The organism is Massilia sp. Mn16-1_5 (genome assembly GCF_004798585.1).
Taxonomy (GTDB): Bacteria; Pseudomonadota; Gammaproteobacteria; order Burkholderiales; family Burkholderiaceae_D; genus Telluria.
Window position 1 is genome coordinate 1 of record NZ_PPXQ01000010.1, and the last position, 26,066, is coordinate 26,066.

Annotated in this window: 30 protein-coding genes; 23 read left to right on the forward strand and 7 right to left on the reverse strand. The window is 62.9% G+C overall.

The window, feature by feature from the left end:
• The first annotated feature begins 246 nt into the window (after positions 1-246).
• Positions 247-828, forward strand: coding sequence for a hypothetical protein (locus C2862_RS13115; protein WP_136220580.1), 582 nt, complete (start codon positions 247-249; stop codon positions 826-828).
• Here C2862_RS13115 and C2862_RS13120 read toward each other — a convergent pair whose 3' ends face one another.
• A complete protein-coding gene (locus C2862_RS13120; RefSeq protein WP_136220581.1) occupies positions 829-1,209 on the reverse strand; it encodes a MerR family transcriptional regulator in 381 nt (126 codons plus the stop codon). It abuts the gene before it with no gap.
• 221 nt (positions 1,210-1,430) lie between these two features.
• On the opposite strand from C2862_RS13120, the gene argC reads away from it, so the two are divergent.
• From argC to erpA, 3 genes are all read left to right on the forward strand, one after another.
• Positions 1,431-2,468: an N-acetyl-gamma-glutamyl-phosphate reductase gene (gene argC / locus C2862_RS13125; RefSeq protein ID WP_136220582.1), complete on the forward strand. Its 1,038-nt coding sequence runs from the start codon at positions 1,431-1,433 to the stop codon at positions 2,466-2,468.
• Positions 2,469-2,615: 147 nt separating this feature from the next.
• Positions 2,616-3,014 carry a polymer-forming cytoskeletal protein gene (locus C2862_RS13130; protein WP_136220583.1) on the forward strand — a complete coding sequence of 133 codons (399 nt, stop codon included), beginning with the start codon at positions 2,616-2,618 and terminating at the stop codon, positions 3,012-3,014.
• A 55-nt stretch (positions 3,015-3,069) separates the two neighbouring features.
• A complete protein-coding gene (gene erpA, locus C2862_RS13135; RefSeq protein WP_136220584.1) occupies positions 3,070-3,438 on the forward strand; it encodes an iron-sulfur cluster insertion protein ErpA in 369 nt (122 codons plus the stop codon).
• Positions 3,439-3,709: 271 nt separating this feature from the next.
• Here the strand turns inward: erpA and C2862_RS13140 are convergent, their stop codons facing one another.
• Both C2862_RS13140 and C2862_RS13145 read right to left on the reverse strand, forming a co-directional pair.
• Positions 3,710-4,807: an anhydro-N-acetylmuramic acid kinase gene (locus C2862_RS13140; RefSeq protein WP_136220585.1), complete on the reverse strand. Its 1,098-nt coding sequence runs from the start codon at positions 4,805-4,807 to the stop codon at positions 3,710-3,712.
• 92 nt (positions 4,808-4,899) lie between these two features.
• On the reverse strand, positions 4,900-6,249 hold the full coding sequence (locus C2862_RS13145; RefSeq protein ID WP_136220586.1) for a peptidoglycan DD-metalloendopeptidase family protein: 1,350 nt from the start codon (positions 6,247-6,249) through the stop codon (positions 4,900-4,902).
• A 150-nt stretch (positions 6,250-6,399) separates the two neighbouring features.
• On the opposite strand from C2862_RS13145, the gene tyrS reads away from it, so the two are divergent.
• From tyrS to C2862_RS13230, 17 genes are all read left to right on the forward strand, one after another.
• Positions 6,400-7,662, forward strand: coding sequence for a tyrosine--tRNA ligase (tyrS, locus tag C2862_RS13150; protein WP_136220587.1), 1,263 nt, complete (start codon positions 6,400-6,402; stop codon positions 7,660-7,662).
• Positions 7,659-8,117: a D-aminoacyl-tRNA deacylase gene (gene dtd / locus C2862_RS13155; RefSeq protein ID WP_136220588.1), complete on the forward strand. Its 459-nt coding sequence runs from the start codon at positions 7,659-7,661 to the stop codon at positions 8,115-8,117. Before tyrS ends, dtd begins: the two co-directional genes overlap by 4 nt.
• 52 nt (positions 8,118-8,169) lie before the next feature.
• A complete protein-coding gene (locus tag C2862_RS13160; protein WP_136220589.1) occupies positions 8,170-8,835 on the forward strand; it encodes a YbhB/YbcL family Raf kinase inhibitor-like protein in 666 nt (221 codons plus the stop codon).
• Between the two features lie 38 nt (positions 8,836-8,873).
• The gene (locus tag C2862_RS13165; protein WP_136220590.1) at positions 8,874-9,527 is read left to right on the forward strand and encodes a histidine phosphatase family protein; all 654 of its coding nucleotides are present in this window, start codon (positions 8,874-8,876) and stop codon (positions 9,525-9,527) included.
• Positions 9,528-9,731: 204 nt separating this feature from the next.
• Positions 9,732-10,757 (forward strand): tRNA dihydrouridine synthase DusB, encoded by a 1,026-nt coding sequence (gene dusB, locus C2862_RS13170; protein WP_136220591.1) that lies wholly within the window; start codon positions 9,732-9,734, stop codon positions 10,755-10,757.
• A 184-nt stretch (positions 10,758-10,941) separates the two neighbouring features.
• Positions 10,942-11,175 (forward strand): helix-turn-helix domain-containing protein, encoded by a 234-nt coding sequence (locus C2862_RS13175; RefSeq protein WP_136220592.1) that lies wholly within the window; start codon positions 10,942-10,944, stop codon positions 11,173-11,175.
• An 83-nt stretch (positions 11,176-11,258) separates the two neighbouring features.
• Positions 11,259-12,845: a bifunctional phosphoribosylaminoimidazolecarboxamide formyltransferase/IMP cyclohydrolase gene (purH, locus tag C2862_RS13180; protein WP_136220593.1), complete on the forward strand. Its 1,587-nt coding sequence runs from the start codon at positions 11,259-11,261 to the stop codon at positions 12,843-12,845.
• 194 nt (positions 12,846-13,039) lie between these two features.
• Positions 13,040-13,576 (forward strand): crossover junction endodeoxyribonuclease RuvC, encoded by a 537-nt coding sequence (gene ruvC, locus C2862_RS13185; protein WP_136220594.1) that lies wholly within the window; start codon positions 13,040-13,042, stop codon positions 13,574-13,576.
• Positions 13,577-13,593: 17 nt separating this feature from the next.
• Positions 13,594-14,172, forward strand: coding sequence for a Holliday junction branch migration protein RuvA (gene ruvA / locus C2862_RS13190; protein WP_136220595.1), 579 nt, complete (start codon positions 13,594-13,596; stop codon positions 14,170-14,172).
• A gap of 34 nt (positions 14,173-14,206) precedes the next feature.
• Complete coding sequence (gene ruvB, locus C2862_RS13195; RefSeq protein ID WP_136220596.1) at positions 14,207-15,268, forward strand: Holliday junction branch migration DNA helicase RuvB; 1,062 nt, start codon at positions 14,207-14,209, stop codon at positions 15,266-15,268.
• On the forward strand, positions 15,268-15,726 hold the full coding sequence (locus tag C2862_RS13200; RefSeq protein WP_136220597.1) for a YaiI/YqxD family protein: 459 nt from the start codon (positions 15,268-15,270) through the stop codon (positions 15,724-15,726). Before ruvB ends, C2862_RS13200 begins: the two co-directional genes overlap by 1 nt.
• 60 nt (positions 15,727-15,786) lie before the next feature.
• Entirely contained in the window at positions 15,787-16,254 is a 468-nt protein-coding gene (locus C2862_RS13205) for an MgtC/SapB family protein (protein WP_136220598.1), read from the forward strand.
• A gap of 131 nt (positions 16,255-16,385) precedes the next feature.
• On the forward strand, positions 16,386-16,934 hold the full coding sequence (locus tag C2862_RS13210; RefSeq protein ID WP_136220599.1) for a hypothetical protein: 549 nt from the start codon (positions 16,386-16,388) through the stop codon (positions 16,932-16,934).
• Entirely contained in the window at positions 16,934-17,917 is a 984-nt protein-coding gene (locus C2862_RS13215) for a hypothetical protein (RefSeq protein ID WP_136220600.1), read from the forward strand. Before C2862_RS13210 ends, C2862_RS13215 begins: the two co-directional genes overlap by 1 nt.
• Positions 17,914-19,206: a hypothetical protein gene (locus C2862_RS13220; RefSeq protein ID WP_136220601.1), complete on the forward strand. Its 1,293-nt coding sequence runs from the start codon at positions 17,914-17,916 to the stop codon at positions 19,204-19,206. The genes C2862_RS13215 and C2862_RS13220 overlap by 4 nt, the downstream gene beginning before the upstream one ends.
• Before the next feature lie 95 nt (positions 19,207-19,301).
• Complete coding sequence (locus C2862_RS13225) at positions 19,302-19,508, forward strand: hypothetical protein (RefSeq protein ID WP_136220602.1); 207 nt, start codon at positions 19,302-19,304, stop codon at positions 19,506-19,508.
• 33 nt (positions 19,509-19,541) lie between these two features.
• Positions 19,542-19,937 (forward strand): hypothetical protein, encoded by a 396-nt coding sequence (locus tag C2862_RS13230; protein WP_136220603.1) that lies wholly within the window; start codon positions 19,542-19,544, stop codon positions 19,935-19,937.
• On the opposite strand, the gene C2862_RS13235 is transcribed toward C2862_RS13230, so the two are convergent.
• From C2862_RS13235 to C2862_RS13250, 4 genes are all read right to left on the reverse strand, one after another.
• Positions 19,934-20,275, reverse strand: a complete 342-nt coding sequence (locus C2862_RS13235; RefSeq protein WP_136220604.1) for an SMR family transporter — start codon at positions 20,273-20,275, stop codon at positions 19,934-19,936. The two genes, C2862_RS13230 and C2862_RS13235, sit on opposite strands and share 4 nt — an antisense overlap.
• A 57-nt stretch (positions 20,276-20,332) precedes the next feature.
• Positions 20,333-20,782: a DUF2147 domain-containing protein gene (locus C2862_RS13240; RefSeq protein ID WP_136220605.1), complete on the reverse strand. Its 450-nt coding sequence runs from the start codon at positions 20,780-20,782 to the stop codon at positions 20,333-20,335.
• 86 nt (positions 20,783-20,868) lie between these two features.
• Positions 20,869-21,237: a glyoxalase/bleomycin resistance/extradiol dioxygenase family protein gene (locus C2862_RS13245; protein ID WP_136220606.1), complete on the reverse strand. Its 369-nt coding sequence runs from the start codon at positions 21,235-21,237 to the stop codon at positions 20,869-20,871.
• A 62-nt stretch (positions 21,238-21,299) separates the two neighbouring features.
• On the reverse strand, positions 21,300-24,092 hold the full coding sequence (locus C2862_RS13250; RefSeq protein ID WP_136220607.1) for a valine--tRNA ligase: 2,793 nt from the start codon (positions 24,090-24,092) through the stop codon (positions 21,300-21,302).
• A gap of 412 nt (positions 24,093-24,504) precedes the next feature.
• Between C2862_RS13250 and C2862_RS13255 the strand changes: the two genes are divergently transcribed.
• Both C2862_RS13255 and C2862_RS13260 read left to right on the forward strand, forming a co-directional pair.
• Entirely contained in the window at positions 24,505-25,749 is a 1,245-nt protein-coding gene (locus C2862_RS13255) for an RNA-guided endonuclease TnpB family protein (RefSeq protein WP_136220608.1), read from the forward strand.
• Complete coding sequence (locus C2862_RS13260) at positions 25,746-26,039, forward strand: hypothetical protein (protein ID WP_136220609.1); 294 nt, start codon at positions 25,746-25,748, stop codon at positions 26,037-26,039. Before C2862_RS13255 ends, C2862_RS13260 begins: the two co-directional genes overlap by 4 nt.
• The last annotated feature ends 27 nt before the right edge of the window (positions 26,040-26,066 follow it).

The window sequence follows — 26,066 nt, forward strand, 5'->3', positions numbered from 1 at the left end:
GCTGCATGAGCAAGCACGCGTCTATCTGCTGCCGGAGCGCCGAGCGCGCTCGTATCCGCGCGTCGTTAAACAGCCCAGATCCAAGTTTCCAATGAAAAATGCCAGTCAGCTTAACTGACTGGCATTAGCCTTCGGGCGGCTTTTTTTTCGTCCTTTTTTCGCCCCCATCGCTTGACTCTGCCATTAGTGTCAGCCTTCAGCATGTCGGTACCGCGCCACTGGCGCACTTCATTCAAAGGAACCGACATGACACTGAAAACCCTCATCGCCGCCAGCCTGCTGGCATTCAATCTGGCCCACGCCGCGGAACCCTTGCCGATGTCGGTTGCCGTGCAAGGCAATCCGCTCGGCGCCAGTCCCGCCTGCGGCACGGGCGCCGCCGACCCGGCCAGCGCCGCGCCCGACACGCTGGTGCGCGCCCTCTACGAGATCGTCTCGGGTCCGGCAGGCGGGCGCAAGGACTGGGACCGGATGACGACGCTGTTCGCGCCCGGCGCCATCGTCACCCCGACCACCCACCGCGGCGAGCAGTTCCTCGCCGTGCCGCAAAGCCAGTCCCAGTTTGCCGCGCTGAACGATCGCCTGCTGGGGCAGCGTGGCTTCTACGAGCGCGAAGTGGCGCAGCAGATTGCGTCCTTCGGCCACGTCGCCCACGTCTGGAGCACCTATGAAACGCGCGACCGCCCCGACGGTCCGGTGCGCGTGCGTGGCGTGAATGCCGTCCAGCTGCTGAACGACGGCAAGCGCTGGTGCATCCTGTCGATCACCTGGGATGCGGAGCTGCCGGCCCATCCTATCCCGGCCGCGCTCGACCGGCCCGGCCGGTAATCAATCCGGTCCGCCCTGGCGGCGCTGTTCCTCCAGAAAAGCGAGGCGGGCGGCGGCGCTGTCGCGGATGGCCTGCAGCGCCGCGATGCGCTCGTCGAGCTCACCCAGCTTGTCGCCGTAGAGCGCAATGACGTCGGCGCAGATGGCGCGCATGTCGGGCGGTTCGGGCGCCAGCATCGACACCACCGGCCGGATCTCCTCCAGCGTAAAACCGTTGCGCAACAGGGTACGGATGCGGCCGACGAATTCGACCGCCCTGGGATCGAAGTAACGGTAGCCGTTCTCGCCGCGTTGCGAGGCCAGCAAACCCGATTGTTCGTAGTGGCGCAACGAACGCACGCTGGCGCCCGTCTGGCGGGACAGTTCGCCGATCGTCAGCATGGCCGTCTTCTTGTAATGTTGTTCATACGAAAATTATACGCAGGACGACGCCGTCTGGCGGTATTGGCATCACCGTGCTCTTCGGCATGCAATATTTGCATTATCAAGCCAGCAGGCAAATATCCTTTGCATGCTCCAATGCGGGCACGGCGGCACCCTGAATCGGTCTGCCTGTTAAAATTGCACCTCGTTGTACCATTTACACATTTAAAGGAAAGAACATGATCAAAGTTGGCATCGTTGGCGGAACCGGTTACACGGGCGTGGAATTGCTGCGGCTGTTGGCCGCCCACCCCGGCGTGGAGCTGACCGCGATCACTTCACGCAAGGAAGACGGCCTGCCGGTGGCCGACATGTTCCCGTCTCTGCGCGGCCGCGTGGACCTGGCCTTCTCGGCGCCCGACAAGGCCGACCTGACCCAGTGCGACGTGGTGTTCTTCGCCACCCCGCACGGCGTCGCCATGGCGCAAGCCCCGGCCCTGCTGGCGGCCGGCGTGAAGGTCATCGACCTGGCCGCCGACTTCCGCCTGAAGGACCGCGCGGCCTTCGAAAAGTGGTACAAGATCGAGCACACGGCCGCCGACCTGATCGAGGAAGCCGTGTATGGCCTGCCGGAACTGAACCGCGAGGACATCAAGGGGGCGCGCCTGATCGCCAACCCGGGCTGCTACCCGACCACGATGCAGCTGGGCTTCGTGCCGCTGCTGAAGGCCGGCATGATCGACGCCGGCAGCCTGATCGCCGACGCGAAATCGGGCGTCTCCGGCGCCGGCCGCAAGGCCGAGATCGGCACGCTGTTCTCGGAAGCGAGCGACAATTTCAAAGCCTACGGCGTCGCCGGCCACCGCCACACCCCGGAGACCTCGGCCCAGCTGCAGCGCTTCACCGAGCAGAAGGTCGGCCTGATCTTCACCCCGCACCTGGTGCCGATGATCCGCGGCATGCACGCGACCCTGTACGCGCGCCTGACCAAGGAAGTCACCGACGAGCAGCTGCAGGCCCTGTTCGAGGAAACGTACAAGGATTCGCCGTTCGTCGACGTCATGCCCTTCGGCTCGCACCCGGAAACCCGCTCGACGCGCGGCTCGAACATGCTGCGCCTGGCGCTGCATCGTCCGGATGGCGGCAACACCGTCGTCATCCTGGTGGTGCAGGACAACCTGGTGAAGGGCGCGTCCGGCCAGGCCGTGCAGTGCATGAACCTGATGTTCGGCCTGGAAGAAACGACCGGCCTGCAGCAGATCGCCTTGCTGCCCTAAGCTGTCGAAAAAGTACCCCTGTTGCATTGCCGTCGTGCACTAGCTGACAAGAGCTAGATCAAGGCGGCAACTGTTGAGAACGGTAAATTGACCGATGCGCTGATCGGTTTCTTCCGATCACATCATCTATCTCACAGGGGTGCCACCATGTTCGGTCGCAACGCAAAAAGCGAAATTGACAGCCTGATCGGCATTGCCGCCCGGATCGAGGGCGACCTGTGCTTCAGTGGCGGCTTGCGCATCGATGGCGAGGTACACGGCAACGTGATCGCCAGCGAAGGCGTGGACAGCGTGCTGATCGTCTCCGAGCACGCCCGCATCGAGGGGGAAGTACGCTGTGCCAACCTGGTGGTGAACGGGTTCATCGCCGGATCGGTTTATTCGACGGAACTACTTGAATTACAGCCGAAAGGCCGCATTCATGGGGATGTCCATTACAAGCTGCTCGAGATGCACGGCGGCGCCCTGGTTACCGGCAAGCTCACGCACCAGCCGGCGGGCGAACCCGTGTTCCACCTGGCAGTGGCGGAGGCCTCGCAGGCATGACCGGCGCGAACCGTCTATAATGGAATAAATTTGAATCCAATCAGGAGTTTATCCCATGACTGCAGTGGCCGAAGTTGTAGACTTTGACACCATCCCGACCCCCATCGTCTTCACCGACAGCGCCGCTGAAAAAGTGGCGCAGCTGATCGAAGAAGAGGGCAATCCCGACCTGAAACTGCGCGTCTTCGTGCAGGGCGGCGGCTGCTCGGGCTTCCAGTACGGCTTTACCTTCGACGAAATCGTCAACGAAGACGACACCACCATGGAGAAGAACGGCGTGCAGCTGCTGATCGACTCGATGAGCTACCAGTACCTGGTCGGTGCCGAAATCGACTATAAGGACGACCTCGAAGGCGCCCAGTTCGTCATCAAGAACCCGAACGCGACCAGCACCTGCGGCTGCGGTTCGTCGTTCTCGGCGTAAACTGAAGCACAGCCCGGCTGGTCCGGGCGTCGTCACCAGATCCGGGCACTGCCCGGATTTGTTTTTTCGGCGACGGTTCTTGCCGGATTACCTGCATGACGTAGGGTGGGCTCCGCCCACGCGGTTTCACCGTGCGCATTGACGCGGCGATGCACCCACTCGTTCGCGTGCGGAGAGCGAGAGCGCGGCAAATTATGCCGTGATCCCGCGTGGGCGAAGCCCGATGAAACCGTGAGCGAGGCCATTGGCCTCGCTCACCCCTACGAAACCATCACGCAGGGTAGAGCGCCCCCAGGATGCGCGGTCCCTGCGCACCCGTGACGGCCGGCATGTTGCCCGGCTGGCGTCTGGTAAAGCGGTAGCCGAGCCAGGCGAAAGCCAGGGCTTCGACCCGGTTTGAGGCGATGCCGAGCGCCGCGGTGGACTCGACGGGTATCGACCCGCCCAGCGCGCCGGCCAGCATGCGCAGCAGGGTGCCGTTGTAGGCGCCCCCGCCGCAGACATAGACGGCGTCGACCTTTACTTGTTCGTCGAGGATGGCGCGCGCGATGGATTCGGCGGTCAACGCTGTCAGTGTGGCCTGCACGTCCTGCGCGGCCAGCTCCGTCAAACCTGCCAGGCGCGCATCCAGCCATTCCATGTGGAACAGGTCGCGTCCGGTGCTTTTCGGCGCCGGCTGGTGGAAATACGGTTCTTCCAGCAAGGTCGCCAGCAAGTCCGGCGCCACGTTGCCGCTCGCGCCCCAGGCGCCGTCGGCATCGTATTCCTTGCCCTGGTGGCGCCCGATCCAGCCGTCGAGCAGGACATTGCCCGGACCCGTGTCGTAGCCGGTGACGCGGCCATCGGCATGCAGGACGCTGATGTTGCCGATACCGCCGATATTCACCACCACCCGCGTCGTGCCCGGCGTGCCGAAGGCGGCCGCGTGAAAGGCCGGCACCAGCGGCGCACCCTGGCCGCCGGCGGCGATGTCGCGGCTGCGGAAGTCGGCAATGACGTCGATGCCCGCCAGTTCTGCCAGCAGCGCGGGATTGTTGGTCTGGCGCGTGAAGCCGAGCTCCGGCCGGTGGCGCACGGTCTGGCCGTGGACGGCAACGGCCGCCACCGGACCCGGCGCTTGGTCCTTGAGCATGGCGACACACTCGGCATAGGCGCGCGCCAGGCCATTGGCGGCGATCGCCTCGCGTTCGATTTCGTTGGCGCCGTTGGCTTGCAGCGCCATCAGCTCGGCGCGCAGCGCGGCAGGGAAGGGGACAAAGGCGGCCTCCAGGGTGCGGATCGCGCCATCGGCGAAGTCGGCCAGCACGCCGTCCACGCCGTCCAGGCTGGTGCCCGACATCAGGCCGATATAGAGGGAAGAATTCATCATAGGCTCATCATAAAGGATGGCGCCCCCAAGTAAAAACGCCTTCCGTGCACTGAAGCAGCGGAAGGCGTTTGTAGGGGGGGGGCTGTGGATGCTTAGCGGGCAGCCATGGCGTTGCCGCCTGGGGTCAGCAGCGAGAAGCGGTGGTTCATCTCGGCGGCAGCCATGCGGAAGCGGGCCAGTTCGCCCTTGCTCAGCGGCGCAGCCATCAGGTCCTTCAGGCCGCTCGGGTCGCGCGCGACGTTGGCGACGCGGAACTCGTAGTGCAGGTGAGCGCCGGTCGACCAGCCGGTCGAGCCGACGAAGCCGATGACCTGGCCCTGGCTGACCTTCGCACCCTTGCGCAGGCCATTGATACGGCTCATGTGGGCGTAGGCGGTGCTGTAGTTCGACCAGTGCTTCAGGACGACCATGTTGCCATAGCCATTCGACACGCCGGCGAAATCGACGACGCCGTCGCCGGCGGCGCGGATCGGGGTGCCGGTTGGCGCTGCGTAGTCGATGCCTTTATGGGCTTTCCACTGGCCCGAGATCGGGTGCACGCGGTTGGCGAAGCCCGACGAGACGCGCGAGAATTCCAGCGGCGACTTGAGGAAGGCTTTTTTCAGCGACTTGCCGTCCAGGCTGTAGTAGCCGCCCTGCTTGGTGACCGGGTCTTCGAACCACACGGCCTGGTAGCTGGTGCCGCGGTTGATGAATTCGCCTGCCAGGATGCGGCCGGTCTTGACCAGTTCGCCGTCGAGCCAGAAGGTTTCGTAGACGACGTTGAAACGGTCGCCGCGCTTCAGGTCGCCGCGGAAGTCGATGTTGGTCGAGAACATCTTGACGATTTCGCCGACCACCGAATCCGGGATCGAGCCGCCGTCGACGTTGGCGTCGGTGGCTGCGTAGAGCGAGGAGTTGACGATTTCGCGCGAACGCATTTCGACGCGGCGCTCGAGCTTGGCAGGGGCTTCGGAAGCCTTGAAGCCGTCGCCGTGGCGTGCGATGGTGAGCGTGGTCGGAGCGCTATTCTTGTCGGTGAGGGTGGCGCGCAGCGACAGCAGCTGGCCATTCTCGTCGGTCTCGGCCTGCAGGCGCTTGCCGTTTTTCAGGGACAGGATGCGGCGGGCGAGTTTATCCGAGCGGATGAAGTTCTGCGCCTGTGCATCGTTGACGCCGAGGCGGGAGAGCATGGTGCCGATCGAGTCGCCTGAACGGACACGCTCTTCGTGGATGAATTGCTGCTCGTCCTGCTGGAGGGCGGCGATTTGCTCGGAGAGGTTAGGCAGAGCCAGGTTCTCGGCGACGGAAACGACTTGCACATCGCTGTCGTCCTGGACGACCGGAGCCGTTGCAACTGCGCCGAATGCGCACAGTGCGAGGGCCAGGGCGCCGGCGCCGACGATACGGGTCTTGCGACTCGTATTGGCTAGTTTGCCGGTGATTTTATGTATAGGGTTCATGCAATCAGTTAAAATTTACCGCTTGAACTTCGGACCACTATTTTTCTTGTTGTTTTGAAAAGTTTTCTTGCGGCAAGATTGATGGGATCGAGCATTGTACCAAAATATGCGGTCCTACAACCGTTTTAGCCAAACTCCTACAAAGAATTTATGACAGACTCCGCGTCTTGTAGTAATAACAACTCCGTTTCCAAGGACCAATTGCAGTTGTCGGATAAGGTCCAGGAAGCGCTCGCCATCACCAAACGCGGCGTCGACGAACTGCTCATCGAAAGCGAATTCGCACAGAAGCTGGTGCGCTCGGAAAAGACCAGCGTACCGCTGCGTATCAAGCTCGGCCTGGACCCGACCGCGCCCGACCTGCACCTGGGCCACACCGTGGTGCTGAACAAGCTGCGCCAGCTCCAGAACCTCGGCCACCAGGTGATCTTCCTGATCGGCGACTTCACCTCGATGATTGGCGATCCGTCGGGCCGCAACGTCACGCGCCCGCCCCTCACCCGCGAGCAGGTCGAGGAAAACGCCATGACCTATTTCCGCCAGGCGGCCCTCGTACTCGACGAAGCGCGCACCGAAATGCGCTACAACTCCGAGTGGTGCGACCCGCTCGGCGCGCGCGGCATGATTCAATTGGCCTCGCGCTACACCGTCGCCCGCATGATGGAACGCGACGATTTCACCAAGCGCTACAAGAGTGGGACTCCAATTGCCGTGCATGAGTTCCTTTATCCCTTGATGCAAGGCTACGATTCGGTCGCTTTGAAAGCAGACCTTGAGCTAGGTGGAACGGACCAGAAATTTAACTTGCTGGTTGGACGCGAACTGCAGAAGGACTACGGGCAAGAGCCGCAGTGCATTCTGACGATGCCGCTGCTCGAAGGCCTGGACGGCGTCGAGAAGATGTCGAAGTCCAAGAACAACTACATCGGTATCACCGAAGCGCCGAACACCATGTTTGCCAAGCTGATGAGTATCTCGGACACCATGATGTGGCGTTATTTCGAGCTGCTGTCCTTCCGCTCGCTGGAAGACATCGCCAGCCTGAAGGCGGCGGTCGAGGCCGGCGCCAATCCGCGCGACGCGAAAGTGGCGCTGGGCAAGGAAATCGTCACCCGCTTCCATTCGGCCCAGGCGGCCGACGATGCGCTGGCCGACTTCGTCAACCGCTCGAAGGGCGGCATTCCGGACGACGTGCCGGAAGTGGCGGTCTCGGGTGCGCCGCTGGGCGTGGCCCAGCTGCTGAAGGCGGCCGGCCTGTGCGCCTCGACCAGTGAGGCCATGCGCATGGTCGACCAGGGCGGCGTGCGCATCGACGGCGACGTGGTGAGCGACAAGAACCTGAAGGTCGAGGCCGGCGAGTTCGTGATGCAGGTTGGCAAGCGCAAGTTCGCCCGCGTGACCTTCAACGCATGATCGGCCTGCTGCAACGCGTCAGCCAGGCCGGCGTCGTAGTCGACGGCGCCACGGTCGGTGCCATCGACGCCGGCCTGATGGTGCTGGTCTGCGCCGAAAAGGGCGACACCGAGCGCGAAGCCGACGCTTTGCTGGCGAAATTGCTGGGCTACCGGGTGTTTTCCGACGAGGCCGGCAAGATGAACCGCAGCGTGACGGATATCGGCGGTGCCTTGCTGCTGGTGCCCCAGTTCACGCTGGCGGCCGACACCCGCTCGGGGACGCGTCCCTCGTTCTCGCCGGCGGCCAGTCCCGACGAAGGGCGCCGCCTGTTCGATTATTTCGTGCGCCAGGCGCGTGAGCGCCATGGCAAAGTTGAGACCGGTCAATTTGGCGCCGACATGAAAGTCAGTCTCACCAACGACGGTCCAGTCACCATTTGGCTGCGTGTTGATCCGGTCGTTGTTTCGCGTTGAAACCCCCGCCGCCACGTGCGGTCAATAGTATGGAGGCCCCGTGGAGTCGAAAATGAAGATCTGGAGTGATTCGTTTACCGAAGGCGGCCTGATTCCGCCCGAATGTGCGTTCGCGGTCATCGACCCGGCATCGCACGTGCGCCTGTCGAGCAACCGCAATCCCCACCTGGCCTGGGACGAAGTGCCCGCCGGCACCCAGTCGCTGGTGATCCTGTGCGTGGATGGCGATGCCCCCACCGACGGCACCGACGTCAACAAGGAGGGCCGGAGCGTGCCCGAGTCGCTCAAGCGCGCCGACTTTTATCACTGGGCGCTGGTCGACATTCCGCCCAGCCTGAAGTCGATCGCCGAAGGGCAGTTCTCGGACATGGTCACGCCCGGCGGCAAGGGCGGTCCGAACGTCTCCTTCCTGGTCAAGAACGGCACCGAGCATCAGTTGCGCCAGGGTATCAACGACTACACCGGCTGGTTTGCGGCCGATCCCGACATGGCCGGCAACTACTTCGGCTACGACGGACCATGCCCGCCCTGGAACGACGAGCGTGTCCACACCTATGTGTTTACAATTTACGCGCTCGACATTCCGCAGTTCCCGCTCGAGGGGCATTTCACCTGCGCCGAAGCGCGCGAGGCGCTGACCGGCCACATCCTCGACGAAGCCCAGATCTTCGGCGTCTATTCGCTCAACCCCGAGATCGCGCCCACGCTTTCTTCCTGATTCCAGCGCCCGGCCATCCGGGCGCTTTCGTATATCGCATGCACAACGACACCCCCACCCGGATCGTGCTGATCCGTCATGGCGAAACCGCCTGGAACGCCGAGCGCCGCCTGCAAGGGCACCTGGATATCGACCTCAACGAAGAAGGACAGCGCCAGGCGCGCGCCCTGGCTGCGAGCCTGGCCCATGAGCACTTCGACGTGCTCGTCTCGAGCGACCTGGCGCGCGCCAGCCAGACCGCCAAAGCCGTCGGCGACGTGACCGGCCTGCCACTCTATATAGATGGACGCCTGCGCGAGCGCTGCTATGGCGGCTTCGAAGGCTTGCTGTACGCCGACATCGCCACGCGCTATCCGCAGGAGTTTGCCGCCTGGCAGGCGCGCGAGGTCGACGCGCCTTTGCCGCCGGGGCAGAATCGGGGCGAAACCTTTCGCGAGTTCTACGACCGCGTTACCACTGCCGTACTGGGCTGGGCCGAGGACAACCCGGGCAAATCGCTCGCCATCGTGGCCCACGGCGGCGTGCTCGAATGCATCTACCGCGCGGCGCTCGGCTTGCCGCTGGAAACGCCGCGCGACTTCAAGGTGCTCAATGCCAGCGTCAACCGTTTCATCGTGCGAGATGGCAAGCTCGAACTGGTGAGCTGGGGCGAGGTGGATCATCTCCGTCCCGCAGTACTCGATGACATCTAAGGTAGCGCAAACGCGTGGAGTCAGGACTCCACCCTACAGGCCAGTTCGAAATATGCCGGCTGAGTAATCCCTAATGCATTTCTTTTCCTTTTGTCTACACCTGATTGTCTCGTTCGCGACAGTTTCGAAAAAATATTGCCCGTAAATTGAGCAGCAGTTCAGGTAAAATAGCGGGTTCCCGTCCACTGTCTCCCTGTTCCCGCTGTGCAAATCGGTCCTTATACACTGCGCAATAACGTCTTCGTCGCCCCCATGGCCGGCGTGACCGACCGTCCGTTCCGTCAGCTGTGCAAGCAGCTCGGGGCAGGCTATGCCGTGTCCGAGATGGCGGCCTCGAATCCGCGCCTGTGGGCCAGCGAAAAGACCAGCCGCCGCACCGATCACGAAGGCGAGATGGAACCGAAGGCGGTGCAGATCGCCGGTGCCGACCCGCAAGACCTGGCCGATTGCGCCCGCCATAACGTCGAGCGCGGCGCCCAGATCATCGACATCAACATGGGCTGCCCCGTGAAAAAGGTGTGCAACAGCTGGTGCGGTTCGGCCTTGCTGCAGCACGAAGACCTGGTCGAGCGCATCCTGCACTCCGTGGTCCAGGCCGTGGACGTGCCGGTGACCCTGAAATTCCGCACCGGCTGGGACCGCCAGAACAAGAATGCGCTGCGCATCGCGCGCATGGCCGAAGAGGCCGGCATCCAGATGCTGACCCTGCACGGCCGCACGCGCGCCGACGGCTACAAGGGCGACGCCGAATACGACACGATCCGCGCCGTGAAGGCGGCGGTGGGCATCCCAGTCGTTGCCAACGGCGACATCACGAGTCCGGAAAAGGCGAAATTTGTGCTCGACTACACGGGCGCGGACGCTGTCATGATCGGCCGTGCGGCGCAAGGGCGCCCCTGGATCTGCCGTGAAATCGACCATTACCTGCGCACCGGCGAGCACCTGCCGGCGCCGCTGGTGGAAGAAGTGCGGCTTCTCATGAATGAACACCTGCCGGCCCACTACGCCTTCTATGGCGACTACATCGGCGTGCGCAGCGCGCGCAAGCACATCGGCTGGTACGTCGAGGACTTGCCGGGCGGCGAGGAATTCCGCCAGAAGATGAACCTGCTGGAAACGACCGCCGAGCAGCTGGCGGCAGTCGATAATTTTTTCGAATCGCAACTTCGTCATGGCGAGCGGTTACAATACCGGCCCGCCTTGCCTGTTGAAGAAGCAATCGCGGCATAAAAAACTAGAGCGTCTAACAAAGCCCTCAGGGCAAGGCGCATCGTCGAAGACAGTACGCTAGTACGGCGAGACGGTGCAACGCTGCCATGAGGGTTTTGTTAGACGCTCAAAACAACAAAAACGATTTGGGGACACCGTTGCTACAAGCGGCGGCGCAATCACTAACCAGGATGAAGCAGCAGACATGAGCAAAGAAAGTATCCAGGAAGTTGTCCAGAAGAGCCTCGAGGACTATTTCAATGACCTGGGCGAGCAGAAGCCGACGAATATCTACGACATGATGGTCATGACTGTGGAACGGCCTATCCTCGAAGTGGTGATGACGCGCGCCGACGGCAACCAGTCGCACGCAGCCCAGATGCTGGGCATCAACCGCAATACCTTGCGCAAGAAACTGCAAGAGCACGGGCTGCTCTAAGCTATACCGGCACGCGTGGCCGCGTGGCGGCCAGTAAGGCGCCGGAATTCCGACCAGAATTCTCATCAACCAGTGGCCACCCCATGATCAAACAAGCTCTCATTTCCGTCTCCGACAAGACCGGCGTGCTCGACTTTGCGCGCGCCCTGTCTGCCCTCGGCGTGAACATCCTGTCTACCGGAGGTACCGCCAAACTCCTGCAGGACAATGGCGTGCCGGTCACCGAAGTGGCCGATTACACGGGCTTCCCGGAAATGCTCGACGGCCGCGTCAAGACCCTGCACCCGAAAGTGCACGGCGGCATCCTTGCACGCCGCGATTTCCCGGAACACGTGTCCAAGCTGGAAGAGCACGGCATTCCCCAGATCGACATGGTCGTGGTCAACCTGTACCCCTTCCAGGCGACGGTCGCCAAGGATGACTGCTCGCTCGAAGACGCGATCGAAAACATCGATATCGGCGGCCCGACCATGCTGCGCTCGGCCGCCAAGAACCACCGCGACGTGGTCGTGATCTGCGACCCGAGCGATTACGGCGTCGTGTTGGCCGAGATGAAAGGCACCGGCGAAGCCGCCGGCGCGGTGAGCTACGACACCAAGTTCCGCCTGGCGAAGAAAGTGTTCAGCCACACTGCGCAATACGACGGCGCCATCACCAACTATCTGACCAGCCTGGGCGAAGACAAGGCCCACGCCACCCGCTCGCAGTATCCGCAGACCATCAACATGGCCTTCGAGAAGGTGCAGGACATGCGCTATGGCGAGAACCCGCACCAGGGCGCCGCGTTCTACCGCGACATCGCCGCTGTCGACGGGGCGCTGGCCAACTATAGCCAGCTGCAGGGCAAGGAACTGTCGTACAACAACATCGCCGACGCCGACGCGGCCTGGGAATGCGTGAAGTCGCTGGGCGGCTTCCAGCATCCGGCCGGCTGCGTGATCGTCAAGCACGCCAATCCTTGCGGCGTGGCCATCGGCGCCGATGCGCTGGATGCCTACACCCGCGCCCTGCAGACCGATCCGACCTCGGCTTTCGGCGGCATCATCGCTTTCAACGTCGAAGTCGACGGCCGCGCTGCCGAGGCGCTGGCGAAACTGTTCGTCGAAGTGCTGATCGCGCCGTCCTTTACCGCCGAAGCACGCCAGATCATGGCGGCCAAGCAGAACGTGCGCCTGCTGGAAATTGCGCTCGGCAATGGCCAGAACCCGTACGACGTCAAGCGCGTCGGCGGCGGCTTGCTGGTGCAGGCGCCGGACGCGAAGAACGTCGGTGTCCAGGACCTGCGCGTGGTGTCGAAGAAACAGCCGACCCAGCAGCAGCTGCAAGACCTGATGTTCGCCTGGCGCGTTGCGAAATTCGTGAAGTCGAATGCGATCGTGTTCTGCGGTAACGGCATGACGCTGGGCGTCGGGGCAGGGCAGATGAGCCGCATCGACTCGGCCCGCATCGCTTCGATCAAGGCGCAGAACGCCGGCCTGTCCCTGAGCGGTTCGGCCGTGGCGTCGGATGCCTTCTTCCCGTTCCGCGACGGTCTCGACGTCGTCGTCGATGCGGGCGCGACCTGCGTGATCCACCCGGGCGGCTCGATGCGTGACCAGGAAGTGATCGACGCGGCGGACGAGCGCGGCGTCGTTATGCTGTACACCGGCACCCGTCATTTCCGCCATTAATCGGTAGGGTGGCGGGTCCCCCGTCCACGCGTTCAACGCGCGTGTGATAATCGAATCGCAATTTGCATGTGATGGTGAACGCGTGGACGGCAAGCCGTCCACCCTACATCAAACGGTTGCACAAATCCCAACCGAACTGTGTTTTTACACAGTATTTTTCCCACGAACGTTGCTGGCCGGTATAACATTCGATAATGATTATCCTCGGCATCGATCCAGGCCTGCGCACCACCGGCTTTGGAGTTATTGAAAAACACGGCAGCAAACTGCGCTACATCGCCTCGGGCACCATCAAGACCGGACTGGAAGGAGCGCTGCCGCCGCGCCTGAAGATCATCCTCGACGGCGTGCGCGAAGTCGTCGCGACCTACCAGCCGAGCTGTGCGGCCATCGAAAAAGTGTTTGTAAACGTCAATCCGCAGTCGACGCTGCTGCTCGGCCAGGCGCGTGGCGCCGCGATCAGTGCGCTGGTCGGGGCCGATCTCGATGTCGCGGAATACTCGCCGACCCAGATCAAGCAATCCGTCGTCGGTACCGGCAAGGCCGCGAAACCCCAGGTGCAGGACATGGTCGCGCGCCTGTTGAAACTCCCGGGCTTGCCCGGCAGCGATGCGGCCGATGCGCTCGGTGTCGCCATCTGCCACGCCCACAGCCACGACACGCTGGCGCTGTTGAACGTGCTCAGCCCGCAGAAGGCCGTGCTGCGCATGAAGAACGGCCGTCTCGTCTAAAAAAAGAAAGGTCAACCATGATCGGTCGCATCTCCGGAATCCTGCTCGAAAAAACGCCGCCGCAACTGCTGGTCGATTGCAACGGCGTCGGCTACGAAGTCGACGTGCCGATGAGCACCTATTACAACCTGCCGCACACGGGCGAAAAGGTGGTGCTGTTCACCCACCAGGCGATCCGCGAGGATGCGCATCTGCTGTTCGGCTTCGGCACGGCCAGCGAGCGCGCGCTGTTTCGCCAGCTGATCAAGATCACCGGCGTCGGCGCACGTACTGCCCTGGCGATTTTGTCCGGCATGACGGTGGCCGACCTGTCGCAGGCGGTGACCCTGCAGGAATCCGGTCGCCTGGTCAAAATCCCCGGCATCGGCAAGAAGACGGCCGAGCGCCTGCTGTTGGAGCTGAAGGGCAAGATCGGCGCCGACATCGGCGTGGTCGGCGGCGCCCCGCGCGACGATACCCAGTCGGACGTGCTCAACGCGCTGCTGGCTTTGGGGTATTCTGACAAGGAAGCCCTGCTGGCGACCAAGAACCTGCCGGCCGGCTCGACCGTTTCCGACGGTATCAAGTTTGCGCTGAAGGCCTTGTCCAAGGCCTAAGACACCTGCAGCACCTGTACCACCGAGATAAACAATGAGCATCCAGACCGACAACTTCACCGAGCAGCGCGTGATCGATTCCGCGCCGGCCTCGCCCAACGAGGAGGCGATCGAGCGCGCCTTGCGCCCGAAGCAGCTCGACGAATACGTCGGCCAGGAAAAGATCCGCGACCAGCTCGAGATCTTCATCCACGCCGCGAGAAAACGGCGCGAGGCGCTGGACCACACGCTGCTGTTCGGTCCGCCGGGCCTGGGTAAAACCACGCTGGCCCACATCATCGCGCGCGAGATGGGCGTGAACCTGCGCCAGACTTCGGGCCCGGTGCTCGAGCGTCCGGGCGACCTGGCGGCCATTCTCACCAACCTCGAGCCAAACGACGTGCTGTTCATCGACGAGATCCACCGTTTGTCTCCGGTGGTCGAGGAGATCCTGTACCCGGCACTCGAGGATTACCAGATCGACATCGTGATCGGCGAGGGTCCGGCCGCGCGTTCCGTGAAACTCGACCTGCAGCCGTTCACCCTGGTCGGCGCCACCACGCGCGCCGGCATGCTGACCAATCCGCTGCGCGACCGCTTCGGCATCGTCGCCCGCCTCGAGTTTTATAACGTCGAGGAGCTGACCAAGATCGTCACCCGCAGCGCGGCCCTGCTCGAAGCGCCGATCAAGGAAGACGGCGCGCGCGAAGTCGCCATGCGCGCGCGCGGCACGCCGCGTATCGCCAACCGCCTGCTGCGCCGTGTGCGCGACTACGCGGAAGTGAAGGGCACCGGCGAGATCACGAAAGAGATGGCGGACCGCGCCCTGAAAATGCTCGACGTCGACTCGGTCGGCTTCGACGTCATGGACCGTAAACTGCTGGAAGCCGTGCTCTTCAAATTCAACGGCGGCCCGGTCGGCATCGGCAACCTGGCGGCGGCGATCGGCGAAGCGGCCGACACCATCGAAGACGTACTGGAACCCTACCTGATCCAGCAGGGTTACCTGCAGCGTACTCCGCGCGGCCGCATTGCCACCCCGGCGGCGTACCAGCACTTCGGCGTCGCCGCCCCGCGCATCAGCCCGACGGGCGACCTCTGGGACAATCTGCGCTGATGCAGATCTGGGTCGACGCCGACGCCTGTCCCGCCGTCATCAAGGACATCCTGTATCGGGTTGCCGAGCGCACGCAGATCCAGGTCACGCTGGTGGCCAATCAGCTGCTGCGCGTGCCCGGCTCGAAGTTCATCCGTGCGGTGCAGGTGCCGAGCGGCGCCGACGTCGCCGATGCCGAAATCGTCGCGCGCCTGAACCAGGGCGACCTGGTCGTCACAGGCGACATCCCGCTCGCCGCCCAGGTGCTGGAGAAGGGCGGCTACGCGTTGAATCCGCGCGGCGATTTTTATACGAAAGACACCATCGCCCAGCAGCTGACGATGCGCGCCTTCATGGAAGAACTGCGCAGCGGGGGCGTCGACACCGGCGGCCCGGCTGCCTTCAGCCAGTCCGACCGCCAGCAATTCGCCAATGCGCTCGACCGGCACCTCGCGCGGCACCGCCCCAAGCCCGGCTGAGCGTGGCGACATCGAAATTGCCGATCTGCCATTATTCTCCGGACTTTTCAGGAGAGCGGCATGTGGTGGCAACAGAGCTGGGCAACAGTACAGGCGGAATTCTCGGACCTGGGCGACGTCGAATCGCTGACCCGGCTGGCCGTGCGCATGCTGGTCGCGATCGTGCTGGGCGGCATCCTCGGCTATGAACGGGAATCGGTCGGCGCCTCGGCCGGCCTGCGCACCCACATGCTGGTCTCGCTGGGCTCGGCCCTGTTCGTACTGATCCCCTTACAGGCCGGCATGAAGATCGAAGACCTGTCGCGCGTGTTGCAAGGCGTCACGGCCGGCATCGGCTTCCTCGGCGCCGGCGCCATCCTCAAGCAGAATAACAAGGGCGACATCCGCGGCCTGACCACGGCGGCCAGCGTCTGGCTCACGGCCGCGGTCGGCATTGCCGCCGGCATGGGGCGCGAGGCGACGGCTGTGCTGAGCGCGGTGTTCGCGCTCGTGATCCTGGCCATCCTGCGGCCTCTATCGAAGGGCTGAGCTGCGTCCTCGCCCGTGTCTCCGACCTGGTCGACCTTGCAGCTTTGTAGCGCGCAAACGATCCCCAAAAAATACCTACTTTGCATGAATCACCGATCGTATAATATTTATTTGATACGAAAAGTCGAGTCATGTCAGACCAGCCGACGATTGATGCCATTCATCGCGACATTGCAACTGCGAATACATATCGGCTCGAATGGCAAAAGACGATTCTGACCACTGCGGCGGCCTTGTTTGCATTTACTGTCACGTTCAGGCCCGAGCTTGCAAGCGTGCAGCATATGTGGAGCATGTGGCTAGGGTGGGGAGGTCTTGCCGTATGCATGTTCGGCGGAATCGTCAATATGGTCGGATGGGAGCATTTTTATAAGAGTTACCAGGACTGGGACTGGACATATCGGGACAGCTTTCCACCGGGCGTTGGCAAATTGCGCGGAAAGCAGGCGCGTCGGAGGATCAACCGCTGGCGCAGGGCAGGAATGTACTGCCAGTTTGCCGGCTTTGTCGTCGGTGTCGTTGGCATAGCGATTTTTGCGGGAACCAACCTGGACAGTCCGAAGCGAAAAAAGGACGATCAGACCGTCGAGCAAATGCGGCAGGAGCAGGCCCCAGAGGCACAGGCGCTACAGGCACAGGCGCCCCAGGCACCAGCGAATGACTGCACGAAAGGAACTTAATGAAAAAGAAGTCCCGACCTCGCTACACGCCGAAAGCGCCCAAGCCAGATGCACAGACATGGACCGATAAAGTCCAACGCCTGCATGCCCAGGTACGGCGCCGTACTGGCGCCGATATCGGTTATTTGCGTGCAAACGCCGACACGGTAACGCGCATCATTGCCGGTCTCGGCCCGGAAGATATCAAGGCAAGTGCGACCAGTGGAGCACGCATCGCCTTCAACATCTCTTCAGTCCATGTTCCGGCATTCTGCGAGGCCAGCAAGAACGGCGACAGCCGGCCGTACAAGAATTGCTATGACCTGGACACGATCAGGCTCAGGACCGATGGTTCAACAAAACATCGGGTCCCAGGGCGCCGCACATTGGTGGACAGCAGCTTGCCCCTAATCGCGCCTGCTTGTCCTGCGGATATGTACTTTGGAGCGGTTGAGGTCAATGGTGCTGGCGTACGGTTTTACGGCGACATGTGCCTGATCCTGAAACGACCTGAAGCAGGGGCAGATCACCTTATCTTGGATCGCAACTCCTATGATCTGGTCCGTTCCCCAGTGCTTGAGCAAATCATGTCGACGCCAATGAAGGGGCAGAGCGCTTTGCGCCAAGCGATCGCCAAATCGTGGAGCGGCAGCTGGCACCGGGATCTGGCTGCCATCGCGACCATTAAAGCGGTCAGCACCATCGGCCCCTCCGACCGGCGCTGGACCAGTGCCCATGTTAGCGACGCGGTACGTAGTGACGAAGACTACATCGAAGTGCTGAAATACCAGTCGTTCAAAGCTCAGGATCTTCAGGAGGTGCGGATCTCTGCCCACGATGCTGCTACCGATGGACTCACCATGACCCGTCTGGCTGGGGGGAATCCGGTACCGCGTCTCGAAGATCTACTATGGAGTCATCGCCGCCGGAAAGCCGAAGTTGCATTACGCGAATTGGGCGTATCGGTACGCACAGTGAGTCATACCGGACGGAGTCGCACATGAACAGGTGGCATTTCGAGGCAATCGACCTGCGCGCAGGCTTGGCGATCGCCGTACGGCGCCCGCCGCGGACTGCTGCAACGGAGCTTGTCTGTAACGAGAACCCTTGCCTGTTCTTTGCACCGCCCGGTTTCCAACCGGAGGCCATTGGCAACTTGGCGGTCGCCATGGCGGCATCGCGCGGTAGCTTCCAAGCGAGCCTATATGTGGGAGAAACCGAAGTGTCGTTCGCGACGCCGGAAGAAGTCGCCGAGTTCGTCCGACGCGCGTATGTCGGTGGGGCCGGCGGCGATGGCGGCGACGGTGGTGGTGGGGACGGGCCAATACCGCCGCTACCGGATAGACCACGCAATCTCGAACCGATTCGCATAGAAGGTTTTGATGGGCCGGTTGAACTGGCGGCGGAAGTGCACCGATTCCAAACTGCGGTCACCCGGACCAAGCATGGCGAAAGCACTGAGTTCGAGTGGAATTTATCGCAGGGTATGCAGGGAGAGGCGATGTCCTTGCTAGTGCATGGCGTGCTTGCGCTTTACCGTGAACTACTGGATCGCTGGCCGGGCAAGGAGGGCGGCTACCTGCGCTGGATCGACGATGCCCGCGCGCTCGGGCAGGCAGTGATCCGTATTCAATTGCTGCCGGTATTGCTGTCGGTGCCGTACTTCAATCATTTCAGGAGCATCCTCGAACATAGCAAGCTCTATTCGGATGGCACCGCGCACCCGTTCCACCGCTTTATGGAGATGATCGAATTATTGTTCGGGCCCGATTACGTGTTTGATGAATTGCCGGGTAGCGAGCTGCACTTTCCGCGGTGGCACAGGAGATTGTACGAGACCGCCGCCTATGCTAGTCCGCCCGCCTGGAATATTCTGGACATCCTCGAAAAGTTGCCGGTGCCGGAGCCCGTAGAAGCAATCTTCCCGGCGGACGTGGGCAAGGTGTCATCCGTTTATCATCTCCTGAATGTATTTGTCTCCGATCCGAGGGCAGCGCTGGCGAGCAATATCGACATGACCGCGGTGCTCGGGATTTCATTGTTTGCAGCAGCATGCATCTGTACCGCAGGTACACCGGTGCTGCAAGAACTGGTCCCGTACTTCGCGGATCTTTATCATGAGTATCCTGACGACGTGAAACCGATGAGCATATCTGCCCCGGGCCGCGCCCAGATGGTTGTCGAAAAATCACGCAGGTGGCTAGCCGAACACCTTCCGCGCCTAGCCTATTCGCCACCCTACGAAGACCTCATCGTGCAGTCAAAATCACAGCGTTACCGCTTAGTGGGATAGTTCGAAGCTTCGTTGTTTCTGTTCAGCAAGCGCGCGCCACATCCATCCCCCTTTGCTAGGATGCGCGTGAGTGGTGGATGTAGCGAGGCTATTTAATGTCGGGAAGCGCCCAGTCCGATCCGCGCGCGAACGCCTACCTGGCCGCGCGCGTCGAGGATGCCCTCAAGATGCTCAGGACCGACGGGATGTCGCCTGCGCTCGAGTTCATGCAGCTCGTCGGCGTGCCGCGTACGGTGGCGCTGCGTGTCTTGTGCTCGCCGTCCCAGCAAAGAACGCGCGACCGCCGCCGCGCGCCCCGTTAGATCCGGCATGGCCGGCAACAAGGAGAGAGTCGTATGTTCAGCCTGGACGATTTCGGCAAGCTTCAATTTCTCGAGGGCCGTTGGCAGGGGCAGAGTTCGGACGGCAAGGCCTTCTATGAGCAGTACGACCGGCCCGACCAGCGTACCTTCCGCTCGCGCCGCTTCAGCGACGCGGGCTTTACCGAGCACAGCGACGGCAGCACGATTTCCTTCCTGGACGGCGAAGTGCTGTCGAGCTGGGGCGAATTCACCTGGCGCGCCTCGGAAATCGGCGCCGCGCACGCCACCTTCGCGCCGGTGCAGGCACCGACCCAGTTCACCTGGCGCCGCATCGACGACAATACCCTGGAAGCGCGCCAGCGCTGGAGCACCGACGGCAACGAGCAGCAGCTGACGATCAGGATGACGAAGGTGATCCCGATCGGTTAGTGGCCGACGCTCTTCGAGAACAGGTTAATCACCAGCACGCCGGCGATGATCAGGCCCAGCCCGATCAAGGCGGCCAGGTCGAGGCTTTGCTTGTAGACGATCCAGCTCACGATCGAAATCAGGACGATCCCCACGCCCGACCAGATCGCATACGCGATCCCGGTCGGCAGCACCTTCAGGCTGAAGGTCAGCAGATAGAAGGAGGCGGCGTAGCAGGCCACGGTCAGCACGCTCGGCCCCAGGCGCGTGAAATTCTCGGTCGCCTTCAGGGCCGTGGTGCCGATCACCTCGACCACGATGGCCAGGGCGAGGAAGAGGTAGCTTTGGTAGAGCGTCATCAATAATAAAGATAAAAAAAGCGGCCGCGCGGGCCGCTTGTGTGGGGCAAACGCAGATTACTGTTCGCGCTGCCAGACCTGCGAGCGGCCGAACATCGGCGCGCCGATGTAGCCGCGCACTTCCAGCTTCTGGCCGCCGTCGCGCAGCGTGGCCTTGCTCTTGTAGACCTTGCCCGCTCCCGGGTCGAGGATTTCGCCGCCAGTGTATTCGTTGCCGTCCTTTTTCAGGCCCGAGACGATCGTCATGCCGACCATCGGCTGGTTCTTGCGCGAGTCCGTGCACTTGCTGCAGACCGGGTTCTGGTCTTCGTTCGGGCCGCGGAACAGCTTCTCGATCTTGCCTTGCAGGGCGCCGTTTTCCTCGGTGATGCGAACCAGGGCCTTCGGCTTGCCGGTTTCGTCGTCGATGGTCTTCCAGACGCCGACCGGCGAGTTGTTCTGGGCCAGGGCGGTAGCGCTGGCGGCCAGCAGGGTGGCCATCAGGCCGGCTTTGATCAGTGGTCGCATGGTAGGGTCTCCATTGTTGTGGTGTCGCTGGGCGCAGTGTAGCAAACCCTGCAGCTCATCAGGCAAGAAAAGCGTTGCCGGATGTTTCAGACGCCCGGCAGTTCGTGACCGATCATGATGCGGTGGCCGTCGACCGTGCGCAGGCCGAATTCGCGCATGTCCCAGGGCTCGTCCTTGAGCGGCTTGACGATCTCGGCGCCGGCCGCCAGCACGCGCGCATATTCGGCGTCGGCATCGTCCACCACCAGATAAGCGAAGTAGGAGTGAAAGCCGGTGTCGGCCACCGGCATCGCGTCGCGGCATTCGCCCGCCATGATGCGGCAGCCATCGCGCACGAACATGCGCCAGCCCGGATCGCCCATCTCGTGCACGGTGAAGCCCAGGGCCTCGCGGTAGAAGGCGGCGGAGCGTTCGAGGTCGTGGACTGCCAGCACATACATGTGGTCGCGGATCATGCTGCCTCTTTCACTACAGGGATAAAAAAACGCGGCCGGAGCCGCGTTTCGGATCAGGCCATTCAGGCCAGTTTGCCGAGCTGTTCCTGCATCTTCGCCAGCGTCGCCGAGAAGTTCGCCACGCGTTCCTTCTCCTGCGCCACCACGGCGGCCGGCGCGCGTGCGACAAAACTCTCGCTCGACAGCTTGCCATTGGCCTTGGCGATCTCGCCTTCCAGGCGTGCGATCTCTTTCGAGAGGCGCTCGCGTTCGGCCTTGACGTCGATCTCGACCTTCAGCATCAGCTTGGTCGTGCCGACGATCGAGACGGCGGCGGGCGATTCCGGCAGCGCGTCGACGATCTGCACCTCGGCGAGTTTACCCAGCGACTGGATGAAGGGCGCAAAGCCGGCCATGTTGGCGCGGTCTTCCTCGCTGCCCGGCTCGACGATCAGCGGCACGCGCACCGATGGCGACAGCTTCATTTCGCCGCGCAGGTTGCGGGTGGCGTTGGTCAGGTCCTTCAGCTGCGCCATCCAGGCTTCGGCGCCCTCGTTGATCAGGGCCTCATTCGCGACCGGGTAGGGCTGCAGCATGATGGAGTCACCGGTCTTGCCGGCCAGCGGCGCGATCGCCTGCCACAGGGCCTCGGTCACGAACGGGATGACCGGATGCGCCAGGCGCAGGATCACTTCCAGCACGCGCAGGAGCGTGTGGCGGGTGGCGCGCTGCTGCGCCTCGGTGCCTTGCTGGACCGAGACCTTGGCCACTTCCAGGTACCAGTCGCAGTATTCGTCCCAGACGAATTTATAGATGGCGGAGGCGATGTTGTCGAAGCGGTAGTCGGCAAAGCCCTTCGCCACTTCCAGCTCGACGCGGTTCATCAGCGAAATGATCCAGCGGTCGGCCGGGGACAGGTCGGCCGGGTCAGGCTGGCCGCAGTCCTTGCCTTCCGTGTTCATCATCACGAAGCGGGTCGCATTCCACAGCTTGTTGCAGAAGTTGCGGTAACCCTCGGCGCGGCCCAGGTCGAAGTTGATGTTGCGGCCCAGGGAGGCGTAGCTGGCCATGGTGAAGCGCACGGCGTCGGTGCCGAAGGCCGGGATCCCGTTCGGGAATTCCTTGCGGGTCGCCTTGGCGATCTTCTCGGCGGCGCGCGGGTCCATCAGGCCCGCGGTGCGCTTGGCCACCAGCGACTCGACGTCGATACCGTCGATCAGGTCGATCGGGTCGAGCGTGTTGCCCTTCGACTTGGACATCTTCTGGCCCTGCGAATCGCGCACCAGGCCGTGCACGTACACGGTCTCGAACGGGACCTTGTTGGTGAAGTGCGCGGTCATCATGACCATGCGCGCGACCCAGAAGAAGATGATGTCGAAGCCGGTCACCAGCACCGAGGAGGGCAGGAACATCTTCATGTCCGGCGTCTCTTCCGGCCAGCCCATGGTCGAGAAGGGGACGAGCGCGGACGAGAACCAGGTGTCGAGCACGTCCTCGTCGCGGCGCAGCGCGCCGGTGATGCCCTGCGCGGCAGCCTTGGCTTTCGCTTCCTCTTCGTCGCGGGCGACGATGATGTTGCCGGCTTCGTCGAACCAGGCCGGGATGCGGTGGCCCCACCACAGCTGGCGCGAGATGCACCAGTCCTGGATGTTGCCGAGCCACTGGTTGTAGGTCGTGCTCCAGTTCTCGGGCACGAACTTGATCTCGCCATTGGCGACCTTTTCCAGCGCCACTTCGGTGATCGATTTACCGGGATTGAAAGTGCCTTCCGGTGCCGGTTTGGTCATGGCGACGAACCACTGGTCGGTCAGCATCGGCTCGATGACGACACCGGTACGGTCGCCGCGCGGCACCATCAGTTTATGGGGCTTGATCTGTTCGAGGAAGCCTTGGGCCTCCAGGTCGGCCACGATCTGCTTGCGCGCGGCGAAGCGGTCCATGCCCTGGTACTGGGCCGGGGCGTTCTCGTTGATCTTGGCGTCCAGCGTCATGATCGTGATCGGCGCCAGGCCCGCGCGCTGGCCGACGGCGTAGTCGTTGAAGTCGTGCGCCGGGGTGATCTTCACGCAGCCGGTGCCGAACTCTTTATCGACATACGAGTCCGCGATGATCGGGATTTCGCGGTCCGTCAGCGGCAGCTTGAGCAGCTTGCCGTGCAGGTGCGTGTAGCGCTCGTCGGTCGGATCGACCGCCACGGCGACGTCGCCCAGCATGGTTTCAGGGCGCGTCGTGGCCACCGTCAGCGAGCCGGAGCCGTCCGCGAGCGGGTAGCGGATGTACCACATCGAGCCGTCTTCCTCGACCGAATCGACTTCCAGGTCGGACACGGCGGTGCCCAGCACCGGGTCCCAGTTGACCAGGCGCTTGCCGCGGTAGATCAGGCCCTGTTCGTACAGGCGCACGAAGACTTCGGCGACGACTTTCGAGCGCGTCTCGTCCATCGTGAAGTATTCGCGCTGCCAGTCGGGCGAGGCGCCCAGGCGGCGCATCTGGCCGGTGATCGTGTTGCCCGACTTTTCCTTCCACTCCCAGACCTTTTCGATGAATGCGTCGCGGCCGAGGTCGTGGCGCGAGATCTTCTGGGCGTCGAGCTGGCGCTCGACCACGATCTGGGTCGCGATGCCGGCGTGGTCGGTGCCCGGGACCCAGGCGGTGTTATAGCCGCGCATGCGGTAGTAGCGCGTCAGGCCGTCCATCACGGTCTGGTTGAAGGCATGGCCCATGTGCAGCGTGCCCGTCACGTTCGGCGGCGGCAGCTGGATGCTGAACGATGGTTTGTCGGCGTCGAGGGTGGCGGCGAAGTAACCGCGCTGTTCCCACTCGGCGCGCCAGTATTGCTCGATGTCGGCGGGCTCGAAAGACTTGGCTAATTCCATGATGTGATGGCGTTTGAATGTGCGAAAGAAACCATTATAGGTCACCTTGCAAGGCCAGCCTATCCCGGCCGCTGCGGCGCAACACGGCCCTGGCGGCGCCCTCCCGGTCAACTTCCTTGATTTGCCTCTAATCGCTTCCCGAACCCCTGTGAATACAGGCGGCCTCGACGAATCGTCCGGCCCCTTGCTGCGGTCAAACACGGATACCCGCGCGTCCAAAGCGGGGATTCCGAGGAGAAGATCATGTCGCAACTCGATCCAACCGGGCTCGAGAACGTCAGCGAGGACGTCGCCGTCATAACAATGGGAAGATGTCGTCTGCCCATCGCGCTGCAACGATCGAGAATAAGGGTTCTTCACAGTTCAACAAGAAAGTGATCGGCGGGATGCTCCAGGCTGTCCAGGAGGCGCAGTGCTAATCGCGCACCGTATTCGTCTCGACCCCAACAACGCCCAGGCGACCTACCTGGCGCGCGCGGCCGGTGTCGCGCGCTTTGCCTACAACTGGGCGTTGGCCGAGTGGCAGCGCCAATACGAAGCGCGCAAGGCCAATCCGGCCCTGCCGGCGCCTTCCCAGCTGGCGCTGCGCCGTCGGCTCAACGCGATCAAACGGGAGCAGTTTCCCTGGATGCTAGAGGTGACGAAGAACGCCCCGCAGATGGCGATCGTCCAGCTCGGCAAAGCATTCAAGAATTTCTTCGAGCGCCGGGCGCGGCACCCGAAGTTCCGCAAGAAGGGACAGCACGACCGTTTCAGTTTGACCAACGACCAATTTCGGATCAATGCCAAGCGCATCCAGATCCCGAAGCTGGGCTGGGTGCGCATGCGGGAACCCTTGCGCTTTGCCGGCCGGATCGTCTCGGCCACGCTCTCACGCCGTGCCGATCGGTGGGATGTCAGCATTACCGTCGATACCGCAGAAGCGTTACACTTGCCGCCCGCCGAAAACCAAGGCGCGGTAGGGGTCGACCTCGGGGTGTCGGCGCTGGCTACCCTGTCCAACGGCGAAGTGTGGACCGGCCCGAAAGCGCTGCGAACCCTGCTGGAGCGGCTGCGCCGGCTGTCGCGCTCGCTCTCGCGCAAAGTCAAGGGGTCGCGCAACCGGACCAAAGCGAAACTGAAGTTGGCGCGTCTGCACGCCAGGATCGGTAACCTGCGCCGCGATGGCTTGCACCAGCTCACCAGCAGCATCGCGCGCCGCTTCCACACCATCGGCATTGAGGACCTGAACGTGCGCGGCATGTTGGGCAACCGGCACCTAGCCCGTGCGATAGCAGGCATGGGCTGGTATGAATTGCGCCGCCAGTTGACCTACAAGGCGACCTGGCGCGGCGGTCGGGTGGTGGCGGTCGACCGCTGGTACCCGAGTAGCAAGACATGTTCAATCTGCGGCCATCTGCTCGACCGGCTGGACCTGGGTGCCAGGCAGTGGACGTGCCCGGACTGCGGGGCGGTCCACGACCGCGACGTCAATGCGGCAGTGAATTTGCAGAATAAGGCGGTAAGTTCTACCGTAGCGGCCTGTGGAGGGGCAGGCGCTGGCGCTGTGCGCAAGCACGGTGCGAAACCGGCCCCGGTGAAGCAGGAATCCAGCAGCAGGCAGGTTCAAGCAATCACGATCAGCTTTGCGTTAGTTTTTGGAGGAACGGAGTCATGAATTTACGGGTGAGGCTGGGCGAGGGCTTCCAGAACGATACGGTCAGCGTGCGGGTCGACGGCAAGGAGGTGTTCCGGCGTGCCGGCGTCAGCACCGACTGGACGATCTCGCGCGCCGATTCGGTCGATATTCCGGTGCAGGCGGCGAGCGTGCAGCTGGAGGTGGCGGTCGAGCACGGACCGCGCGTGACCCAGGACATCGCACCGGCGCAGACGCCCTTCGTCGAGGTGCGGCTGGTGGGCGCCGAGCTGCAGTTGCTGCCATTGAACGAGGAGCCGCCCATGCTCTGATATCTGGGCTATAATCCGCCCGTTGCC